This is a genomic window from Mycobacterium kyogaense (genome assembly GCF_003254575.1).
In the GTDB taxonomy this organism is placed as follows: domain Bacteria; phylum Actinomycetota; class Actinomycetes; order Mycobacteriales; family Mycobacteriaceae; genus Mycobacterium; species Mycobacterium kyogaense.
On sequence record NZ_QJUA01000009.1, the window covers coordinates 51,403 to 69,545 of the forward strand.

General features: G+C 68.7%; 16 protein-coding genes. 7 read left to right on the plus strand and 9 right to left on the minus strand.

The window, feature by feature from the left end; all coding sequences use genetic code 11:
• Nucleotide 1: 1 nt before the first annotated feature.
• Together DMB80_RS09150 and soxR are read right to left on the minus strand one after the other, a co-directional pair.
• On the minus strand, nt 2–610 hold the full coding sequence (locus DMB80_RS09150; protein WP_111509561.1) for an alpha-ketoglutarate-dependent dioxygenase AlkB: 609 nt from the start codon (nt 608–610) through the stop codon (nt 2–4).
• A gap of 35 nt (nt 611–645) precedes the next feature.
• A complete protein-coding gene (gene soxR / locus DMB80_RS09155; RefSeq protein ID WP_046361857.1) occupies nt 646–1,080 on the minus strand; it encodes a redox-sensitive transcriptional activator SoxR in 435 nt (144 codons plus the stop codon).
• 44 nt (nt 1,081–1,124) lie between these two features.
• On the opposite strand from soxR, the gene arcA reads away from it, so the two are divergent.
• On the plus strand, nt 1,125–2,333 hold the full coding sequence (arcA, locus tag DMB80_RS09160) for an arginine deiminase (RefSeq protein WP_111509562.1): 1,209 nt from the start codon (nt 1,125–1,127) through the stop codon (nt 2,331–2,333).
• Between the two features lie 66 nt (nt 2,334–2,399).
• Here arcA and DMB80_RS09165 read toward each other — a convergent pair whose 3' ends face one another.
• Nucleotides 2,400–3,950, minus strand: coding sequence for a dolichyl-phosphate-mannose--protein mannosyltransferase (locus tag DMB80_RS09165; RefSeq protein ID WP_111509563.1), 1,551 nt, complete (start codon nt 3,948–3,950; stop codon nt 2,400–2,402).
• Nucleotides 3,951–3,974: 24 nt separating this feature from the next.
• Between DMB80_RS09165 and rsmI the strand changes: the two genes are divergently transcribed.
• Nucleotides 3,975–4,814, plus strand: a complete 840-nt coding sequence (gene rsmI / locus DMB80_RS09170) for a 16S rRNA (cytidine(1402)-2'-O)-methyltransferase (protein ID WP_111509564.1) — start codon at nt 3,975–3,977, stop codon at nt 4,812–4,814.
• On the opposite strand, the gene DMB80_RS09175 is transcribed toward rsmI, so the two are convergent.
• The 4 genes from DMB80_RS09175 to metG all read right to left on the minus strand — a co-directional run bounded on the left by DMB80_RS09175 (nt 4,784) and on the right by metG (nt 9,733).
• Entirely contained in the window at nt 4,784–6,025 is a 1,242-nt protein-coding gene (locus DMB80_RS09175) for an aminodeoxychorismate synthase component I (RefSeq protein ID WP_111509565.1), read from the minus strand. The genes rsmI and DMB80_RS09175 overlap by 31 nt on opposite strands.
• 7 nt (nt 6,026–6,032) lie before the next feature.
• Nucleotides 6,033–6,914, minus strand: a complete 882-nt coding sequence (locus DMB80_RS09180; RefSeq protein ID WP_111509566.1) for an RNA polymerase sigma-70 factor — start codon at nt 6,912–6,914, stop codon at nt 6,033–6,035.
• Nucleotides 6,911–8,101, minus strand: a complete 1,191-nt coding sequence (locus tag DMB80_RS09185) for an NAD(P)/FAD-dependent oxidoreductase (protein ID WP_111509567.1) — start codon at nt 8,099–8,101, stop codon at nt 6,911–6,913. The genes DMB80_RS09180 and DMB80_RS09185 overlap by 4 nt, the downstream gene beginning before the upstream one ends.
• Nucleotides 8,102–8,176: 75 nt before the next feature.
• The gene (metG, locus tag DMB80_RS09190; RefSeq protein ID WP_111509568.1) at nt 8,177–9,733 is read right to left on the minus strand and encodes a methionine--tRNA ligase; all 1,557 of its coding nucleotides are present in this window, start codon (nt 9,731–9,733) and stop codon (nt 8,177–8,179) included.
• Nucleotides 9,734–9,750: 17 nt separating this feature from the next.
• Between metG and DMB80_RS09195 the strand changes: the two genes are divergently transcribed.
• The 3 genes from DMB80_RS09195 to rsmA all read left to right on the plus strand — a co-directional run bounded on the left by DMB80_RS09195 (nt 9,751) and on the right by rsmA (nt 12,756).
• Nucleotides 9,751–10,614: a TatD family hydrolase gene (locus tag DMB80_RS09195; RefSeq protein WP_111509569.1), complete on the plus strand. Its 864-nt coding sequence runs from the start codon at nt 9,751–9,753 to the stop codon at nt 10,612–10,614.
• 79 nt (nt 10,615–10,693) lie between these two features.
• Complete coding sequence (locus tag DMB80_RS09200) at nt 10,694–11,821, plus strand: resuscitation-promoting factor (RefSeq protein ID WP_111509570.1); 1,128 nt, start codon at nt 10,694–10,696, stop codon at nt 11,819–11,821.
• Complete coding sequence (gene rsmA / locus DMB80_RS09205) at nt 11,818–12,756, plus strand: 16S rRNA (adenine(1518)-N(6)/adenine(1519)-N(6))-dimethyltransferase RsmA (RefSeq protein ID WP_046361847.1); 939 nt, start codon at nt 11,818–11,820, stop codon at nt 12,754–12,756. Before DMB80_RS09200 ends, rsmA begins: the two co-directional genes overlap by 4 nt.
• On the opposite strand, the gene DMB80_RS09210 is transcribed toward rsmA, so the two are convergent.
• Nucleotides 12,753–14,276, minus strand: coding sequence for an amino acid permease (locus tag DMB80_RS09210; protein ID WP_111509571.1), 1,524 nt, complete (start codon nt 14,274–14,276; stop codon nt 12,753–12,755). The two genes, rsmA and DMB80_RS09210, sit on opposite strands and share 4 nt — an antisense overlap.
• Before the next feature lie 85 nt (nt 14,277–14,361).
• Nucleotides 14,362–15,162, minus strand: a complete 801-nt coding sequence (locus DMB80_RS09215; protein WP_111509572.1) for a serine/threonine-protein kinase — start codon at nt 15,160–15,162, stop codon at nt 14,362–14,364.
• 51 nt (nt 15,163–15,213) lie between these two features.
• Between DMB80_RS09215 and DMB80_RS09220 the strand changes: the two genes are divergently transcribed.
• Together DMB80_RS09220 and DMB80_RS09225 are read left to right on the plus strand one after the other, a co-directional pair.
• Nucleotides 15,214–16,182 (plus strand): 4-(cytidine 5'-diphospho)-2-C-methyl-D-erythritol kinase, encoded by a 969-nt coding sequence (locus tag DMB80_RS09220; protein ID WP_111509573.1) that lies wholly within the window; start codon nt 15,214–15,216, stop codon nt 16,180–16,182.
• A 323-nt stretch (nt 16,183–16,505) separates the two neighbouring features.
• Nucleotides 16,506–18,140, plus strand: coding sequence for a fatty acyl-AMP ligase (locus DMB80_RS09225; RefSeq protein WP_111509646.1), 1,635 nt, complete (start codon nt 16,506–16,508; stop codon nt 18,138–18,140).
• Nucleotides 18,141–18,143: the final 3 nt, after the last annotated feature.

Genomic DNA, 18,143 nt, shown 5'->3' on the forward strand with positions numbered 1-18,143 from the left:
TCTAACGCACGTCGTGCGGCCGGAACTGGATGCTGATCCGGGGGCCGGTCGGCCGAGTGGTCTTCGGGATCGCGTGCTCCCACGTGCGCTGGCAGGAGCCGCCCATCACCAGCAGGTCGCCGTGCCCGTGACGGATGCGCAGCGACGCTCCGCCGCCGCGTGGACGCAACGCGAACACCCGCGTCGCGCCGAGTCCGACGATGGCGACCATGGTGTCGTCGGTGCGGCTGCGGCCGATGTTGTCGCCGTGCCATGCGACGCTGTCGTTGCCGTCGCGGTACAGGCAGAGCCCGGCGGTGACGAACGGTTCGCCCAACTCGCCGGCGTAGGCGTCGTTGAGCCGCCGCCGGAGTTGCTTGAGGCGGGGATGGGGTGCCGGCTCGTCCAGCAGGTGGTGGAAGCTGACCAGCCGCGGTACGTCGAGCACGCGGTCGTACATCTGACGACGCTCGGAACGCCACGGGATCGCCTCGCGCAGCTCACCGAAGAGCGCTGCGTCGTCGGCGCCGTCCTGCGCGAGCCAGCCGGAGCGCACTTCCAGCCACGCCCCGTTGCCGAGCTCGCGCCGGTCGGCCTGGTCGAACAGAGAGCTCTGCACCGCCTGCTCCATGGCAGCCACCTTATCGCACAGACGTTCGACCGTGTCTACAGGCGTGCGGCGCCGGGACCCTGGGCGGCCAGCATGTCGTCGGGGTTGGCGAGCGTGCACGTCTTCAGTGACAGGCAGCCGCACCCGATGCAGCCGGCGAGGTTGTCGCGGAGTCGCTCGAGGTGCACGATGCGCTGGTCCAGGTCGTCTCGCCAGCCCGCCGACAGCCGCGCCCAGTCCTTGCTCGTCGGCGTCCGGTCGGTCGGCAGGGTGGCCAGCGCCTCGCGGATGCGTGCCAGCGGAATGCCGAGCCGCTGCGACATCCGGATGAACGCCACCCGGCGCAGGGTCTCCCTCGCATAGCGGCGCTGATTGCCGCTCGTACGACGGCACGAGATCAGGCCCTCGCGTTCGTAGAAGTGCAGCGCCGAGACCGCCACGCCGCTGCGCACCGACATCTCACCCGGTGTGAGCTCTTGCGCCCTGGTCATAGGTAAACCCTAGTTGAGGTCGCTTTCCCGCTACGGTGCTAGTTGTGACAGAGCCAGTGCTCGGGTGCAACTCGGAGGTCGGCACGCTTCGGACGGTGATCCTGCACCGGCCCGGCGCGGAGCTGAAACGGCTGACACCGCGCAACAACGACACCCTGCTGTTCGACGGGCTGCCCTGGGTCGGCCGAGCGCAGGAAGAACATGATGCGTTCGCCGATCTGCTCCGTTCGCGCGGGGTCGAGGTGCTCCTACTGGGCGATCTGCTGAGCCAGGCGCTCGCCCACAGTGGCGCGGCCCGGATGCACGGCATCTCGGCGGCCGTCGACGCACGACGGCTGGGAGCGCCTCTGGCCCAAGAACTCTCGATGTACCTACGGACACTGGACGCCGCGGCGCTGGCCCACGTGCTGATGGCTGGCATGACGTTCGACGAGCTGCCGTTCGGGGAGAACGAGCTGTCCCTGGTGCGCCGCATGCACCACGGCGGGGATTTCGTCATCGACCCGCTGCCCAACCTGTTGTTCACCCGCGATTCGTCGTTCTGGATCGGGCCGCGGGTGGCCATCACGTCGCTGTCGATGCACGCGCGGGTGCGGGAGACGTCGCTGACCGATCTGATCTACGCCCACCACCCTCGCTTCCTCGGGGTGCGCCGCGCCTACGAGTCCCGTTCGGCCCCGGTCGAAGGCGGCGACGTGCTGTTGCTCGGGCCCGGCGTCGTCGCCGTCGGGGTGGGCGAGCGCACCACGCCGGCGGGTGCAGAAGCGTTGGCGCGCAGCCTGTTCGATGACGGGCTGGCGCACACCGTGCTCGCGGTGCCCATCGCGCAGGAGCGGGCGCAGATGCATCTGGACACCGTGTGCACGATGGTCGACACCGATGCCGTGGTGATGTATCCCAACATCGTCGACTCGCTGACCGCGTTCCCGATCCGCCAGTCCGCGGGCGGCGTGCGCATCGACCGCGCCGCACCGTTCGTCGACGTCGCCGCCGATGCGATGGGCATCGGGAAGCTGCGGGTCATCGACACCGGCCTCGATCCGGTGACCGCTGAACGTGAGCAGTGGGATGACGGCAACAACACGCTGGCGTTGGCGCCCGGCGTGGTGGTCGCCTACGAGCGCAACACCGAAACCAATGCGCGGCTGCGGGATTCAGGTATCGAGGTGCTTGCCATCGCGGCGTCGGAACTCGGTACCGGCCGCGGCGGGCCCCGCTGCATGTCGTGCCCGGCGGCCCGCGACCCGCTCTGATCGCGAGAGTGCCTCAGCGGTAGCTCGACCCGCCTCAGCGCAACTGTCAGAGCACTTTCGCGGAGGCTAGCGCCAGGACGGTAGCCAGATCTGCATGTTCCACGTGCCCTGCGAGATCGGCAGCCCCGTCAGCACCGGGTAGAGCCAGGCGAAGTTCGTGATGACCAGCGCCACATAGCAACTCACCACGAGCAGGCCCAGGGTGCGTCGTTCGGCGTTCTGTCTCGGCGCGTGCAGGATGTCGCCGAGGATCATCGCGATCATCATGACGAGGAACGGCGCCATGGTCGCGGCGTAGAAGAAGTACATCTGCCGGTCGATGTCGGCGAACCACGGCAGGAAGCCCGCGCCGTAGCCGACCAGCAGCACGCCGTAGCGCCAGTCGCGCTTGACGAAGGCACGCCACAGCACCCACACCAGCACGGGGACGGCGAGGAACCACATCGCCGGTGTGCCGACGAGCATCACGGCTTTCACACATGACTGGGCCCCGCAGCCGGGGATGTCCTGGTTGTCGATCGCATACAGCACCGGGCGCAGCGACATCGGCCACGTCCACGGCTTGGACTCCCACGGGTGGTGGTTGCCGTCGGCGTTGGTCAGCCCGCTGTGAAACCGGAACGCCGCGTACGTGTAGTGCCAGAGGGAGCGGATCGCGTCCGGTAGCGGGAGCACGCTGTCGGGCCCGATCGAGCGCCCGACCTCGTAGCGGTTCACCCCGGTTTCGGACGCGAACCACATCGCATACGACGCCAGGTACACGCTGAAGGGGATGGCCACCAGCGCGTAGAGCGACGGTCCGACATCGCGGCGCAGCGTCCCGAGCCACGGCCGCTGCACCCGGTACTGCTTGCGGGCCGCGACGTCGAACGCGACGCTCATTACCCCGAAGAACAGCACGAAATACAGCCCCGACCACTTGGTCGCGCAGGCCAGGCCCAACAGCACGCCCGCACCGAAGCGCCACCATCGCACGCCCAGCCGCGGACCCCAGCGCGTCTCGCTGACCCGGCCGGCCATCAGGGCGATGTGCATGCGTTCCCGCACCTGGTCGCGGTCGACGATCAGGCATCCGAACGCGGCGACGACGAAGAACACCAGGAAGATGTCCAGCAGCGCGGTGCGCGCGATCACGAACGACACGCCGTCGGCGATCAGCAGCAGCCCGGCGATGCCGCCGACCAGCGTGGAGCGGCTGATCCGCCGGGTGATCCGCACGACCAGCAGCACCATGACGACGCCGAACAGTGCCCCGGTGAACCGCCAGCCCACCCCGGTGTAGCCGAACAGCGCTTCGCCCAGGGCGATCATCTGTTTGCCGACGGGCGGGTGCACCACCAGGCCGTAGCCGGGGTTGTCCTCGACGCCGTGGTTGTGCAGCATCTGCCAGGCTTGGGGCGCGTAATGCTTCTCGTCGAAGATCGGCGTGCCGGCGTCCGTGGGGGAGCCGAGGTTCAGAAAGCGTGTCACCGCGGCCAGCGCGGTGATCACCAGTGTCATCGCCCAGCCGCGGTACCGGTCCAGCGGCCCGAAATCGGCCACCGGGACCAGCGGCCCGGGAGAGACCACGGGGACCGCACGGCGCGCGACAACGAGCTCGTCGGGCGGGGCGGTCACGCCTGCGATCGTAGGCTGTTGGGCATGACCGCCGGACGACTGCTCATCGGCGCCACGCCGCTGGGCCAGCCGTCGGACGCCTCGAACCGGTTGATCCGTGCGCTGGCCAGCGCGGATGTGGTCGCCGCCGAGGACACCCGGCGGGTTCGGACGCTCGCGACCGCACTGGAGGTGCGTCCCGCTGGGCGCATCGTCAGCCTGTACGACCAGAACGAGGCGTCCCGGGTGCCCGCGCTGCTCGACGACATCCGAGGCGGCGCGACGGTGCTCCTGGTCAGCGATGCCGGCATGCCGCTCATCAGCGACCCCGGCTATCGGATGGTGGCCGCGTGCGTGGACGCCGGCCTGCCGGTGCACTGCCTACCGGGGCCGTCCGCGGTGACGACCGCGCTCGCGGTGGCCGGGCTGCCGTCGGAGCGGTTCTGCTTCGAGGGGTTCGCGCCACGCAAAAAGGCGGCGCGTGCGACGTGGCTGCAGAGTCTGGCGAACGAGCTGCGCACCTGTGTGTTCTTCGAGTCTCCGCGCCGGCTGGGGGAGTGCCTGGCCGATGCGGTCGAGGTGCTGGGTCCGCAGCGACGCGCCGTGGTCTGCCGGGAGCTGACCAAGACGCACGAGGAGATCGTGCGAGGCCCACTCGGCGAGCTCGCCGAGTGGGCCACCGGCCCGGTGCTCGGGGAGATCACGGTGGTGCTCGCGGGGGCGACGCCGACGGCCGACCCGGAGGCTCTCGTCGCGGAGGTGAACCGGTTGGTCGACGACGACGGGCTGCGGGTCAAGGACGCCTGCGCCCGGGTGGTGGCGGCGCATCCCGGCGCGCCGTCGCGCCGGGAGCTCTACGACGCGGTGCTGCGCTCCCGCGCCTGATCACCCACGATCGGCGCCGCCTTGTGCAGGCACTCCTCCCACTCGCGGAGAGGATCAGAATCGGCGGTGATGCCGCCACCGACGCCCAACACTGCGTCGCCGCTGGGCGTGAACTCCACGGTGCGGATGGCGACGTTCAACTCGCAGCCGGCCATGGGCGAGGCCAAACCTATTGTCCCGCAATATATTCCGCGACGATGCGGCTCCCACTGCTGCAGCAGCTCGCGGGCTCGCGTCTTCGGCGTCCCCGTGACCGAGGCCGGTGGGAACGTCGCGGCCAGGATCGCGGCATGCGGCACGTCGAGGGGAACCTGCGCCGTCACCGTCGACACCAGGTGCCAAACTCCCGGCGCCGGACGGACGGCGAGCAGTTCGGGAACGACGACCGTCCCGGTGCGGGCGACCCGGCCCAGATCGTTGCGGACCAGGTCGACGATCATGATGTTCTCGGCGACGTCTTTGACCGACGCGCGTAGTGCGGCGGGGTCGGCGTGCCGGGGCAGCGTGCCCTTGATCGGGCTCGACGTCACGGTCTCGCCGCAGCGGCGCAGGAACAGCTCAGGAGACAGCGACGCGACGGCGCCCCACGTGCCGGACAGGTACGCCGCTCGCGCGGGCGCCGTGCGCGCCACCGCGTCGGCGAAGAAGTCCACCGGCTCGCCCTGCAGCGTGCCGCGGAACTGTGTGCACACGCACGCCTGGTAGACCTCGCCCGCGGCGATCGCCCCCAGGCAGGCCCGCACCCCGCGCTGGTGCGTCTCCCGGTCCGGAGCCCGCCAGGTCACCGTCGCCGCCCGCGGCGCCGGCGCCACCTGCAAGGTCTCGAGCACCCACTCAGAAACCGGTGCGCCACTGAGGCTTTCGTACCACCAGGTGCCATCGGCAGCGCATCGCAGCACGCAGTCCGACCATCCACCGGCGGCCTCGGGCAGTCGCGGTCCGCACCCGTCGGCGCCCGGGTCGGGGTAGGACAGGTAGCCGAACCAGCCGCCGCCCACGGGGCCGTCAGCGCGGGTCCCGACCGCCACGTCGAAGGCGCCACCGGCCGGCACGGCAGACACGTCCACGCTCGGCGCGATCACCGCACGTGAGCCGAACCAGTCGCCGATCAGGGCGGCCGGCGGCGCCAGCCCCCGCCGCGTTGCGGCGACCGCCAGGGCGCTCAGGACCGACGGGGCGGCGCCGAGGCTGCCGAGCCGGTCGATACGCACCGGCTCATTATCGGCCGATGCGCCGCGGCACCATCACGGTGGCGAGCTTCTCGGGGTTGCGCATCGCGTAGAAGTTCGCGATCTTGCCGTCGCTCACCTCGATCAGCACCACGCCCTCGAGCCGCTCGCCGGTGTAGAGGACCAGCGCCGGCGTGTTGTTGTACACGGCGGGCTCGACGCGGGCCTCCGGTCCGCCGAGCCGCACCAGGCCCATCACCAAGCGGGCGACGCGTTCGGCTCCGGCGACGGGCCGGCGCGCCGCACTCACCTTGCCGTCGCTGTCGGCGGTCCACACGACGTCGGGGCTGAGCATGGCCATCAGCCCCTCGAGATCACCGGTCGCCGCGGCGGTGAAGAACCGAGTGGTCAGCTCCGCGGAGTAGTGCGGGTCGACAGGTTCGAACCGTTTACGGCGGGACTGCACGTGCTGGCGTGCACGGTGGGCCATCTGTCGCACCGCGGCCGTCGACTTCCCGATCGTCGTGGCGATCTCGTCGTGGTCGAATCCGAAGACCTCCCGCAGCACGAAGACCGCACGCTCGTCGGGGCGCAGCGTCTCCAACACCACCAGCATCGCCATCGACACCGATTCGGCGAGCACCACATCCGCGGACGGGTCGGCCTCGGTCAGCAGCGGCTCGGGCAGCCAGGGGCCGACGTAGGTCTCCTTGCGCCGGGACTGGGCGCGCAGCGCGTTGAGCGCCTGCCGGGTGACGAGCTGGGCGAGGTAGGCCTTGGTGTCGGCCACCCCGCTCAGCTCGACCTGCGCCCACCGCAGGTAGCTCTCCTGCAGCACGTCGTCGGATTCTGTTGCACTGCCCAGGATTTCGTAGGCGATCGTGAACAGTAGCGGCCGCAGCGCGGTGAACCGTTCGGCGTGCTCGCTCACCGGCTGCCCACCGCCTCGGGGGCGGGGCCGGCAATCCGCTCGGGCCCCTTCAGCGAACGGTAGGAGCCGGGCTCGGCGGCTTCGCCGGCCATCCACTTCACCGTCCACCGGCAGACCTGCTCCTTGATGAACGCGCCGGCACGCCCTCCGACGTACACGGGCACGGGGGTGTCGTCCCTGCGCTGCAGCTGCAGGGTGCCCGCGTCCCGGCCGAGGCTGATGCACTGCGCGGTCATCGGCACCGAACGTGGCGCGGGCTGCTCTCCCGCCAGCCGAGCGAGCACGGTGTCGGCGGCCAGAACACCCATCGGCAGGCTCGCCTGGCAGCTCATTCGGTAGGGCTGCCGTGACGGTGCGGCGGCGTCGCCGGCGCCGACGATCCGGTCGTCGTCGACGCTGGTGCAGGTCTCGTCGGTGACGAGCCGTCCCATGCCGTCGGTCGTCAGGCCGCTGATCGTGGCCAGCGCGGGCACGCCGAAGCCGGCGCTCCACACCGTCGCCGCACTCCTGAGCCGGCGGCCGTCGGCGAGGACCACGTGATCGGGCCCGACGGCGGTGACCGAGGCCCCCTCGCCCTCGAGCATCGTCACACCCAGCTTGTTGAGGCGTTTGGTCACCGAGCGGCGACCGGGCCGGCTCAGCGACGGTCCGACCTGGGTGCTGACCACGGTGACGGACCGCCCGGCCTCGGCGAGTTCGGCCGCCGCCTCGATGCCGGTCAGGCCCGCGCCGACCACGACGATCGGTGCGGGCAGCGCCACGTCGGCCAGCCGATGGCGCAGGGCGTCGGCCTGTTCCCATTCGCTGATCGGGTAGGCGAACTCGGCTGCGCCCGGCACCGCCGCTGGAGCCGCGCCGGTGCTGCCCGCGGCGTAGACGAGGTGGTCGTACTCCAGTGCCGTGCCCGATTCGAGGCCCGAGGCGAGCGTGAGGGTGCGCGTGGCGGCGTCGATGCGTGTGACGCTGTCGACCAGGACGCGCACGCCGCCGTTGAGTACGCGGTCGTACGGCACCACCGCATCGTGGTTTCCGGCGGCCAATTGGTGCAGCCGGATCCGCTCCACGAACTGCGGGCGCGGGTTCACCAGGGTCACCGCCAGATCGTCACGTGACGCCAACCGGTTGGCGGCCATCACTCCGGCGTAACCGCCGCCGATCACGACGACGCGGGGCTGAGGATCGGTCATGTTGTCTCCTTGGTCCGGGGGCTTGTGACCTCCAGACACCGACGACCGCCTCCGTGTGACACGACGTGATGCGTATCACACCTTGTCTGACGTCTTCTCCTCGGTCTGGTAGCGGGGAAAGACCCCGCTGGGGGCCGGCAGGGCCAGTCCGGGGGACAGCCGGACCGGCACCGCCGTGAAGGCGCGCTGGTCGGCGCGCTGCCCCAACAGGTCGAGCAACCGCGCCATCGACTCCGGCATCACGGGCTGGCTGAGCAGCGTCGCGATGCGGACCACCTCGAGCGTGGTGTAGAGCACCGTCGCGAAGCGCTGCTGATCCGTCTTGCGCAACACCCAAGGCTCCTGGGCCGAGAAGTACCGGTTGGCCGCGCCGAGCACCGACCAGATCGCCTCCAGCGCCAGGTGCATGGCCGTCGCGCCGTAGTGCCCGCGCACCCGCTCGAGGAGTCCGTCGGCCGCGGCGAGCAGCTCGAGATCCTCGGGGGTGAATTCACCCGGTTCGGGCACCACGCCGTCGAGGTTCTTGGCGACCATCGACAGGGAGCGCTGCGCCAGGTTGCCGAACTCGTTGGCCAGATCGGCGTTGATGCGGGCGATGATGCCATCCTCGCTGTAGCTGCCGTCCTGGCCGAAGGGCACTTCGCGGAGCAGGAAGTAGCGCACCTGGTCGACACCGAACGAGTCGACCAGATCGTGAGGATCGACCACGTTGCCCACCGACTTGCTCATCTTCTCGCCGCGGTTGAACAGGAAGCCGTGCGCGAAGACCTTCTTCGGCAGCTCGATGCCCGCCGACATCAGGAACGCCGGCCAGTACACCGTGTGGAACCGGATGATGTCCTTGCCGATCATGTGAAGGTCCGCCGGCCAGTAGCGGCGGAAGAGCTCGGAGTCGGTGTCGGGGAAACCGACTCCGGTCAGGTAGTTGGTCAGCGCGTCGACCCACACGTACATCACGTGGTCGGGGTGGTCGGGTACCGGAACGCCCCAGTCGAACGTCGTCCGCGAGATGGACAGGTCGCGCAGCCCGCCGGAGACGAAGCTGACGATCTCGTTGCGCCGCACGTCCGGCTCGATGAACTCCGGGTGCTCGGCGTACAGCGCGAGCAGCCTGTCCGCGTACGCGGACAGGCGGAAGAAGTAGGTCTCTTCTTCGGTCCATGTCACCGGCGTGCCGGTCTCGATGGACGTACGGACCCCGTCGTCGCCGAGCACGGTCTCGTTCTCGGCGAAGAAGCGTTCGTCGCGCACCGAATACCAGCCCGCGTACTTGTCCAGGTAGACGTCGCCGGCATCGACCATGCGACGCCAGATCGCCTTGGACGCCTCGTAGTGGTCGGCGTCGCTGGTCCGGATGAAGCGGTCGAACGAGACGTTGAGCTTGCGTTGCAGGTTCTCGAAGACGTCGGAGTTGCGCCGCGCGAGCTCGACGGTCGGCACGCCTTCGCGCGCGGCGGTCTCGGCCATCTTCAGTCCGTGCACGTCGGTGCCGGTCAGGAAGCGGACGTCGAAGCCGTCCAGCCGCTTGAAGCGGGCGATGGCGTCGGTGGCGATGTATTCGTACGCGTGTCCGACGTGCGGGTCACCGTTGGGGTAGGCGATCGCCGTCGTGATGTAGTAAGGCTCGCTCATTTGTGGTTCACCCTAAGGTGTGGACAGTGAGCTCCTCCTCCCGACAGCGGCGTGAGCCGCCGCCGCTTCCTGAGCCCCTGGCGCCGCTGATCGATGCGCACACCCATCTCGACGCTTGCGGCGCGCGTACGGCCGACGATGTGCGGACCATCCTCGACCGGGCCGAGAGCGTCGGGCTGCGCGCCGCGGTGACCATCGCCGACGATCTGGACTCGGCGCGGTGGGCCGTCGACGCCGCCGACTGGGATCCGCGGGTCTACGCCGCGGTCGCATTGCATCCCACCCGCGCCGCAGCGCTGACCGGGGACGCGCGAGCGGAGCTCGAGACGCTGGCTCGGCACCCCCGCGTCGTGGCGATCGGGGAGACGGGGCTGGACCTGTACTGGCCGGGGCGTCTGGAGGGATGCGCCGAGCCCGCGGTGCAGCGCGAGGCGTTCGCCTGGCACATCGACCTCGCCAAGCGCGTGGGCAAGCCTCTGATGATCCACAACAGGGACGCCGATGCCGAGGTACTCGACGTGCTGCGGGCCGAGGGTGCGCCCGAGAGTGTGATCTTCCACTGTTTTTCCTCGGACGCGGAGATGGCGCGGGCCTGCATCGACGAGGGCTGGCTGTTGAGTCTGTCGGGCACGGTGAGCTTCAAAAACGCGCATGCGCTGCGGGAAGCCGCCGCGCTGATCCCCGCCGACCAGCTGCTGGTCGAGACGGACGCGCCCTTCCTGACTCCGCACCCGTTCCGCGGCGCGCCAAATGAGCCCTACTGCCTCCCTTACACTGTTCGTGCGCTGGCTGAGCTCCTCGGCCGGGCGCCGGAAGTGGTCGCCGATGACAGTTCGGTGACGGCGGAGCGTGTCTACGGCCTGCAAAGTTGCCGCGCATAGGCCTATTCGTTACCGTCTCGTGATACAGAACGCGCGTACAGGATCTGCGCGCGTCGAAGAAGTTGGGGTCGACGACATCGTGAATGCCATCACCAGACTTCATCAGACGCGCTCGCCCATTCTGCGGGCGCTGGTCTTGGCGACTTTGCTGGCGCTGATTTTCGCGGGAAGCGCGGCGGTGGCGATGCACAAAACCGTGACGCTCTCGGTGGACGGCGCGTCGATGACCGTGCCGACGATGAAGAGCCGTGTCATCGACGTCGTCAAGGAAAACGGCTTCGATGTCGGGGAGCGCGACGACCTGTTCCCGGCTGCCGACACGCCGGTCCACCAGTCGGACACCATCGTTTTGCGGCGCAGTCGCCCGCTCGAGATCTCGACCGACGGTGGCGGAACCGAGCAGGTGTGGACCACGGCGTCGACGGTGCAGGAGGCGCTCGCGCAGCTGCGGATGACGGACAAGGCGCCGCTGGCCGCGTCCCGTGGAAGCCGCGTGCCTCTCGGCGGCATGGCGCTACCTGTGGTGAGCCCCAAAACAGTTCAGCTCGACGACGGTGGCGCGGTGCGTACCGTGCGACTCGCGGCGCCGAATGTCGCGGCGCTGCTCGACGCCGCCGGGGCGCCGCTTCAGCAAAGCGACATCGTGAATCCAGCACCCTCGGCTGCCATTGTCGACGGCATGCGGATCACGGTCACCCGGGTGCGCATCGAGAAGGTCACCGAGCGGCTTCCGCTCGCCCCCAACAATCAGCAGATTCCCGACGTCACGCTCAACATGAGCCGCCAGGTCGTGGAGGATCCCGGAATGCCGGGCAGCCAGGACGTCACGTTCGCAGTCGCCCGCGTCAACGGCATCGAAACGGGCAGAATGCCAGTAGCCAATGTCATCGTTGTTCCGGCCCGTGACGGCGTGCTTCGTATCGGTGCGAAGCCGGGAACCGAGGTGCCCGCGGTGTCGAGCCCGGGTCAGTGGGATGCCCTCGCTCGGTGCGAAGCCGGAGGTAATTGGGCGATCAATACAGGCAACGGATTTTTCGGTGGTGTCCAATTTGATCAAAACACCTGGGAGCGCAACGGGGGTCTGAGGTATGCTCAGCGTGCAGATCTGGCAACGAGAGAAGAGCAGATCGCAATTGCTGAAGTGACCAGGGCGCGCCAGGGTTGGGGTGCGTGGCCGGTCTGTAGTGGAAGGATCGGTGCGTCATGACAATTCGGCTGCTCGGGCGAACTGAGATTCGTCACTTGGCAAAGTCGATAGATTTCCGTCCCCGGAAGTCGTTCGGTCAGAACTTCGTCCACGACGCCAACACGGTGCGGCGGATCGTGTCCGCGTCCGGCGTGAACCGCAACGATCACGTGCTGGAAGTCGGTCCCGGCCTCGGGTCGCTGACCCTCGCTCTGCTCGACCGGGGCTCCCGGGTGACGGCCGTGGAAATCGATCCCGTGCTGGCCGAGCAGCTGCCCAACACGATCGCCGACCACTCGCACAGCGAGATCAACCGGCTGCGTGTGCTCAACCGCGACATCCTCACGTTCCGCCGCGAGGATCTCGACGACGAACCCACCGCGTTGGTCGCGAATCTGCCCTACAACGTTGCTGTACCTGCACTGTTGCACCTGCTCGCGGAGTTCCCGTCCATCCGCACCGTGATGGTGATGGTGCAGGCGGAGGTCGCCGAGCGCCTCGCCGCGGAGCCGGGCGGCAAGGACTACGGGGTGCCCAGCGCCAAGGTCCGGTTCTTCGGAAACGTGCGCCGCTACGGCATGGTGTCGCCCACCGTGTTCTGGCCCATCCCTCGCGTCTACTCCGGACTGGTCCGGATCGACCGCTACGAAACCTCGCCGTGGCCCACCGACACCGAGTTCCGTCAGCAGGTGTTCGAGCTCGTCGACGTCGCGTTCGCGCAGCGTCGCAAGACCGCGCGCAACGCATTCGCCGAATGGGCGGGCTCGGGCAACGAGTCTGCGAGCCGCCTGCTGGCAGCGAGCATCGACCCGTCGCGGCGGGGCGAGACGTTGGCCATCGCGGATTTCGTGCGGCTGCTGCAGCGCAATGCGGATTGGCACATCGTCCCGAAGGCGGCCCCGGCTGTCACCGCCGAGGCCACCTCCGATGAACTGGGGGCTCAGGTCACCTCCTAAGGGGTGTCCTGGCCGTCCCGGCCGTTGTCGGACTGCACCTTCGGATTGTCGCGTTCCAGGTACTCGTCCATCAACGGTGTCTGCGCGGCGATCGGGTAGTTGCCCGTGATTCCGATGCGCTCACGCGCGATGTCCATCACTCGTGTGCGTACCAGGAACCAGCCGACGATCAGCGTGGGCACCAGCACGACCAGCGCCACCAGGTTCCAGTAGTTCTCGTAGCACATCAGTGCCGTGACGGCGAACAGGAACACCAGGGTCGCGTAGCTCGTGTAGGGCGTACCCCACAGCCGGAACGACGGTCGCTCGAGGATGCCCTTCTTCGACCAGCGGTAGAGCTGGATCTGGCAGATCACGATCGTGGCCCAGGACGCGATGATGCCCAGCGCCGAGAGATCGAGTGCGATGTTGAATGCCTCCGCGGGCACGACGAGATTGAGGAACACCCCGACCACGGTGAACACCGCGGTCAGCGCGATACCGGCGAACGGCACACCCCGCTTGGTCATGCGGGAGGTGAACTGAGGGGCGCTGCCGTTCAGCGACATCGAGCGCAGGATGCGGCCCGTGGAGTACAGGCCCGCATTGAGGCTCGACATCGCCGCGGTCAGCACGACGAAGTTCATGATGTCCCCGGCCGCAGGCACACCGATCTTGGAGAAGAACGTGACGAACGGACTTTCGCCCTGCTTGTACGAGGTGTAGGGCAGCATGAGGGCCAGCAGAATCAGTGAACCGACGTAGAAGATCGCGATACGGAACACCACCGAGTTGATGGCCTTCGGCATCACCTTCGCCGGGTTCTCGGTCTCGCCCGCGGCTGTCCCCACCAATTCCACTGCGGCATAAGCGAAGATGACGCCGGAGGTGACGAGAACCAGAGCCAGCGCGCCGGTCGGCAGGATCCCGCCGCTGTCCGAGATCACCGACATGCCCGTCGGTTGCCCCTCGATGTCGAAGCGGCCGGCGAGGAAGACGATGCCGACGACCAGGAAGGTGACCAGCGCGATGACCTTGATCAGCGCTGCCCAGAACTCCATCTCCCCGAACACCTTGACCGAGATCATGTTCACCGCGAGCACGATCACCAGCGCGATGAGGGCGATCGTCCACTGCGGCATCGCCTTGAACGCGCCCCAGTAGTGCATGTAGAGCGCGATCGCGGTGACGTCGACGATCGACGTGCACGCCCAGTTGAAGAAATACATCCAACCGGCGACGAAAGCCGCTTTCTCGCCGAGGAATTCGCGCGCGTACGAGACGAACGACCCTGACGACGGACGGTGCAGCACGAGCTCGCCGAGGGCGCGCAGGATGAAGAAGACGAACACGCCGCATACGGCGTAGACCAGGAACAGGCCTGGGCCGGCGGAGTTGAGTCGGCCACCGGCGCCCATGAAGAGGCCGGTGCCGATTGCTCCGCCGATCGCGATCATCTGGAGCTGGCGCGGTTTGAGTCCCTTGTGGTAGCCCTCTTCCTCGTGGGCAAGGGCTGAATTGTCGTACTGCACGGCAGTCATGGACGGCACGCTAGCGCCACTGTGTCACGCCGGAATTCGCTGACGTTAAGCGTCGGTTACGAAGCGCGGGAATGATTTTCAGGTTTCACGGGCGGAGTAGACGGGTAATCAGCGCGACCGGTTCAGCGCAGGTGGAGTACCGCGCTTCAGGCTGCTTCGCCAGCGCCTTGGCGACGATGGAGTCGAAAGCGTGCGGTAGCCAGGCGATGTGGCGGGACAACCGCGGTGTCGGGCTGGCCAGTTGTGCTGCCGTGAGACCCATCGTGGTCGCCGCGGTGAACGGCGGTGCGCCGGTCAGCAGTTCGACGGCGCTGCACACCAGGGCGTACTCGTCGGTGGCCGCCCCGACGGGGCGACCGAGCAGCAGTTCGGGCGCCGAGTACGGCAGCGACGCTGTCACCCGCGTGGTGTGCAGCGGGGCCACCTCACCGAGTCCGCGCGCCGAGCCGAAGTCGGCGAGCGCCGCCCCGTCGTCGACGAAGCTCGCACGCAGCAGCATGTTCGCGGGCTTGACGTCGCAGTGCACCACGCCCTGGCCGTGGAGGTAATCCAGCGCGTCGGCGATCTGGGCCAAGGCAGCGAGGCGATCGGACCGCACCGGGAGGTTCGTGATGGGACCGCCCGCGAGGAATTCCATCGCCAGCCAGCCCGGCCCGTGCGCGATCACTGCCGCGATGTGCGGGTGGGCGAGCCTGCGGCCGAGGGCGAACTCGCGGTCCAGCCTGGTCGAGTCGTCCGGGCGGGGGGGACGGTCGGTGAGCAACTTGAGTGCGACGGTGCGCTCGGGAGGTCGGATCTCGCGCGCCCGGTAGACGGTCGCCGTGCCTCCGCGCCCCACCACCGCGTCCACGATGTAGCCCTCGAAGCGATCGCCCGGCGAAAGCACCTTCCCAGACTAGGGTTCACTCACGGTTTGCCGCGGCGTTAGGGTCGTGCGGTGTCCGCGCGCGACGGCAATACCGCCCCCGAGTGGGTTCCCACCGGTTCGGTCACGGTCCGGGTCCCCGGCAAGGTCAACCTGTACCTGGAGGTCGGCGACCGCCGCCCCGACGGGTATCACGAGTTGTCGACGGTGTTCCATGCCGTCTCGCTGCTCGACGAGGTCACGGTCACGACCGCCGATGTGCTGAGTCTGGAGATCAGCGGGGAGGGTGCGGACTCGCTGCCGACCGACGAGCGCAACCTCGCCTGGCGGGCGGCCGAGCTGATGGCCGAGCACGTCGGACGCGCACCCGACGTCGCGATCGCGATCGAGAAGACGATTCCGGTCGCCGGCGGGATGGCCGGCGGCAGCGCCGACGCCGCGGCCGTGCTGGTCGCGATGAACGAGCTGTGGGAGTTGGGTGTGCCGCGCCGCGATCTGCACGCACTCGCCGCCCAGCTGGGCTCCGACGTCCCGTTCGCCCTGCACGGCGGCACGGCGCTGGGCACCGGCCGGGGCGAGGAGCTGGCAACGGTGTTGACCCGCAACACGTTTCACTGGGTGCTCGCCTTCGCCGACGGTGGGCTGTCCACAGCGCGGGTGTTCGGTGAGATCGACCGGTTGCGCGATGCGCAGGACCACAGCCTGCCGGCCCGGCTGGAGTCCGCTGAACCGGTGCTTGCGGCGCTGGCCACGGGAGACCCCGCCGCGTTGGCCCCGCTTCTCGGCAACGATCTGCAGCCGGCGGCGTTGACGTTGGACCCGGGGTTGCGTCGCACCCTGCGGGCCGGCGTGGAAGCGGGCGCGCTGGCCGGCGTGGTGTCCGGTTCGGGACCCACGTGTGCGTTCCTGTGCGCGTCCGCCGGGGCGGCCGTCGACGTCGGTACGGAGCTGGCCGGGGCCGGGGTGTGCCGGACGGTGCGGGTGGCCAGCGGGCCTGTGCACGGCGCGCGGGTGGTCCCCAGCGCGACGCCGTCGGCCTGACCGTTGCGCGATCACGAGTGTGTGACGAATCCCTCAAACTCGACACCCGTTTGGCAGTTACTTAAGAGTCTTTTAAGATGAGCGACGGTGAGAGCTAGCGGTCGAGCAGTGGACGCATTCAGTTCCCCCGTCGTCATCGGCGGAGGGCCTGATGGTTGCGGCCGAGCTGTTGTCCGCCGTGCGCATCGTCGGAACGGACCATCACCGATTCGAGACACAACCGCTGCCTTAATGTGTGCGCGCCTGCATGAAAAGGCCGCTCAACAGGCGGAACATGGCAAACGGGCATGTGCACACGCGCAGATGTCGGCGAGGAGGTCGTCGTGAGCAGATTCACCGAGAAGATGTACCGCAACGCCCGCACGAGCAGCCGGGGCATGGTCACCGGCGAGCCGCACGAGCCGGTGCGCCACACCTGGGGTGAGGTTCATGAGCGTGCGCGGCGCATCGCCGGTGGCCTCGCGGCCGCCGGAGTGGGCCGCGGCGACGCCGTGGGCGTCCTCGCGGGCCTCCCGGTGGAGATCGCACCGACCGCCCAGGGCCTGTGGATGCGCGGCGCCAGTCTGACGATGCTGCACCAGCCCACGCCCCGCACCGATCTGGTGATGTGGGCCGAGGACACCATGAACGTGATCAGCATGATCGAGGCCAAGGCCGTGATCGTCTCCGATCCCTTCATCGTGGCGATCCCGGTTTTGGAGCAGAAGGGCGTCACCGTCCTCACGGTCACCGACCTCCTCGCAGCCGACCCCATCGACCCCATCGAGGTCGACGAGGACGAACTGGCTTTGATGCAGCTGACGTCGGGTTCGACCGGCTCGCCCAAGGCCGTGCAGATCACCCACCGCAACATCCATTCCAACGCCGAGGCGATGTTCATCGGCGCGCAGTACGACGTCGAGAAGGACGTCATGGTCAGCTGGCTGCCCTGCTTCCACGACATGGGCATGGTCGGCTTCCTGACCATCCCGATGTACTTCGGCGCCGAGCTGGTCAAGGTCACGCCGATGGACTTCCTGCGGGACACGCTGCTGTGGGCCAAGCTCATCGACAAGTACAAGGGCACGATGACCGCGGCGCCCAACTTCGCCTACGCGCTGCTGGCCAAGCGCCTGCGCCGGCAGGCCAAGGAAGGCGACTTCGACCTGTCGACGCTACGGTTCGCGCTCTCGGGTGCCGAACCCGTCGAGCCGGGTGACGTCGAAGACCTCATCGATGCCGGCAAGCCGTTCGGGCTCAAGGCGTCGGCAATCCTGCCGGCCTACGGCATGGCCGAGACCTGTCTTGCCGTGTCGTTCTCGCCGTGCGACGCGGGTCTCGTGGTCGACGAGGTCGACGCCGACCTGCTCGCCGCGCTGCGCCGCGCCGTGCCGGCGACCAAGGGCAACACCAAGCGGCTGGCCGACCTCGGCCCGCTGCTGACGGACCTGGAAGCCCGCGTCATCGACGACCACGGCAACGTGATGCCGCCCCGCGGGGTCGGTGTCATCGAGCTGCGCGGAGAGTGCGTGACGCCGGGCTACATGACGATGGGTGGGTTCATCCCTGCCCAGGACGAGCACGGCTGGTACGACACCGGCGACCTCGGCTACATGACCGAGGACGGCCACGTCGTGGTGTGTGGTCGCGTCAAGGACGTCATCATCATGGCCGGCCGCAACATCTACCCGACCGACATCGAGCGGGCCGCCGGACGTGTCGAGGGCGTGCGCCCGGGATGTGCGGTCGCCGTGCGCCTGGATGCCGGCCACTCACGCGAGACGTTCGCCGTGGCCGTGGAGTCCAACGCCTGGCAGGACCCGGCCGAGGTGCGCCGCATCGAGCACCAGGTTGCGCACGAGGTCGTCGCCGAGGTCGAGATGCGTCCGCGCAACGTCGTCGTGCTGGGCCCGGGCAGCATCCCGAAGACGTCGTCGGGCAAGCTGCGCCGCTCGACGTCGGTTTCGCTCGTCACCTAGGCG

Excerpts from the sequence above, each read along its gene's own strand:
- DMB80_RS09150 (WP_111509561.1), bottom strand. The coding sequence starts at position 610 with ATGGAGCAGGCGGTGCAGAGCTCTCTGTTCGACCAGGCCGACCGGCGC.
- soxR (WP_046361857.1), bottom strand. The coding sequence starts at position 1,080 with ATGACCAGGGCGCAAGAGCTCACACCGGGTGAGATGTCGGTGCGCAGC.
- rsmI (WP_111509564.1), top strand. The coding sequence starts at position 3,975 with ATGACCGCCGGACGACTGCTCATCGGCGCCACGCCGCTGGGCCAGCCG.
- DMB80_RS09185 (WP_111509567.1), bottom strand. The coding sequence starts at position 8,101 with ATGACCGATCCTCAGCCCCGCGTCGTCGTGATCGGCGGCGGTTACGCC.
- metG (WP_111509568.1), bottom strand. The coding sequence starts at position 9,733 with ATGAGCGAGCCTTACTACATCACGACGGCGATCGCCTACCCCAACGGT.
- rsmA (WP_046361847.1), top strand. The coding sequence starts at position 11,818 with ATGACAATTCGGCTGCTCGGGCGAACTGAGATTCGTCACTTGGCAAAG.
- DMB80_RS09210 (WP_111509571.1), bottom strand. The coding sequence starts at position 14,276 with ATGACTGCCGTGCAGTACGACAATTCAGCCCTTGCCCACGAGGAAGAG.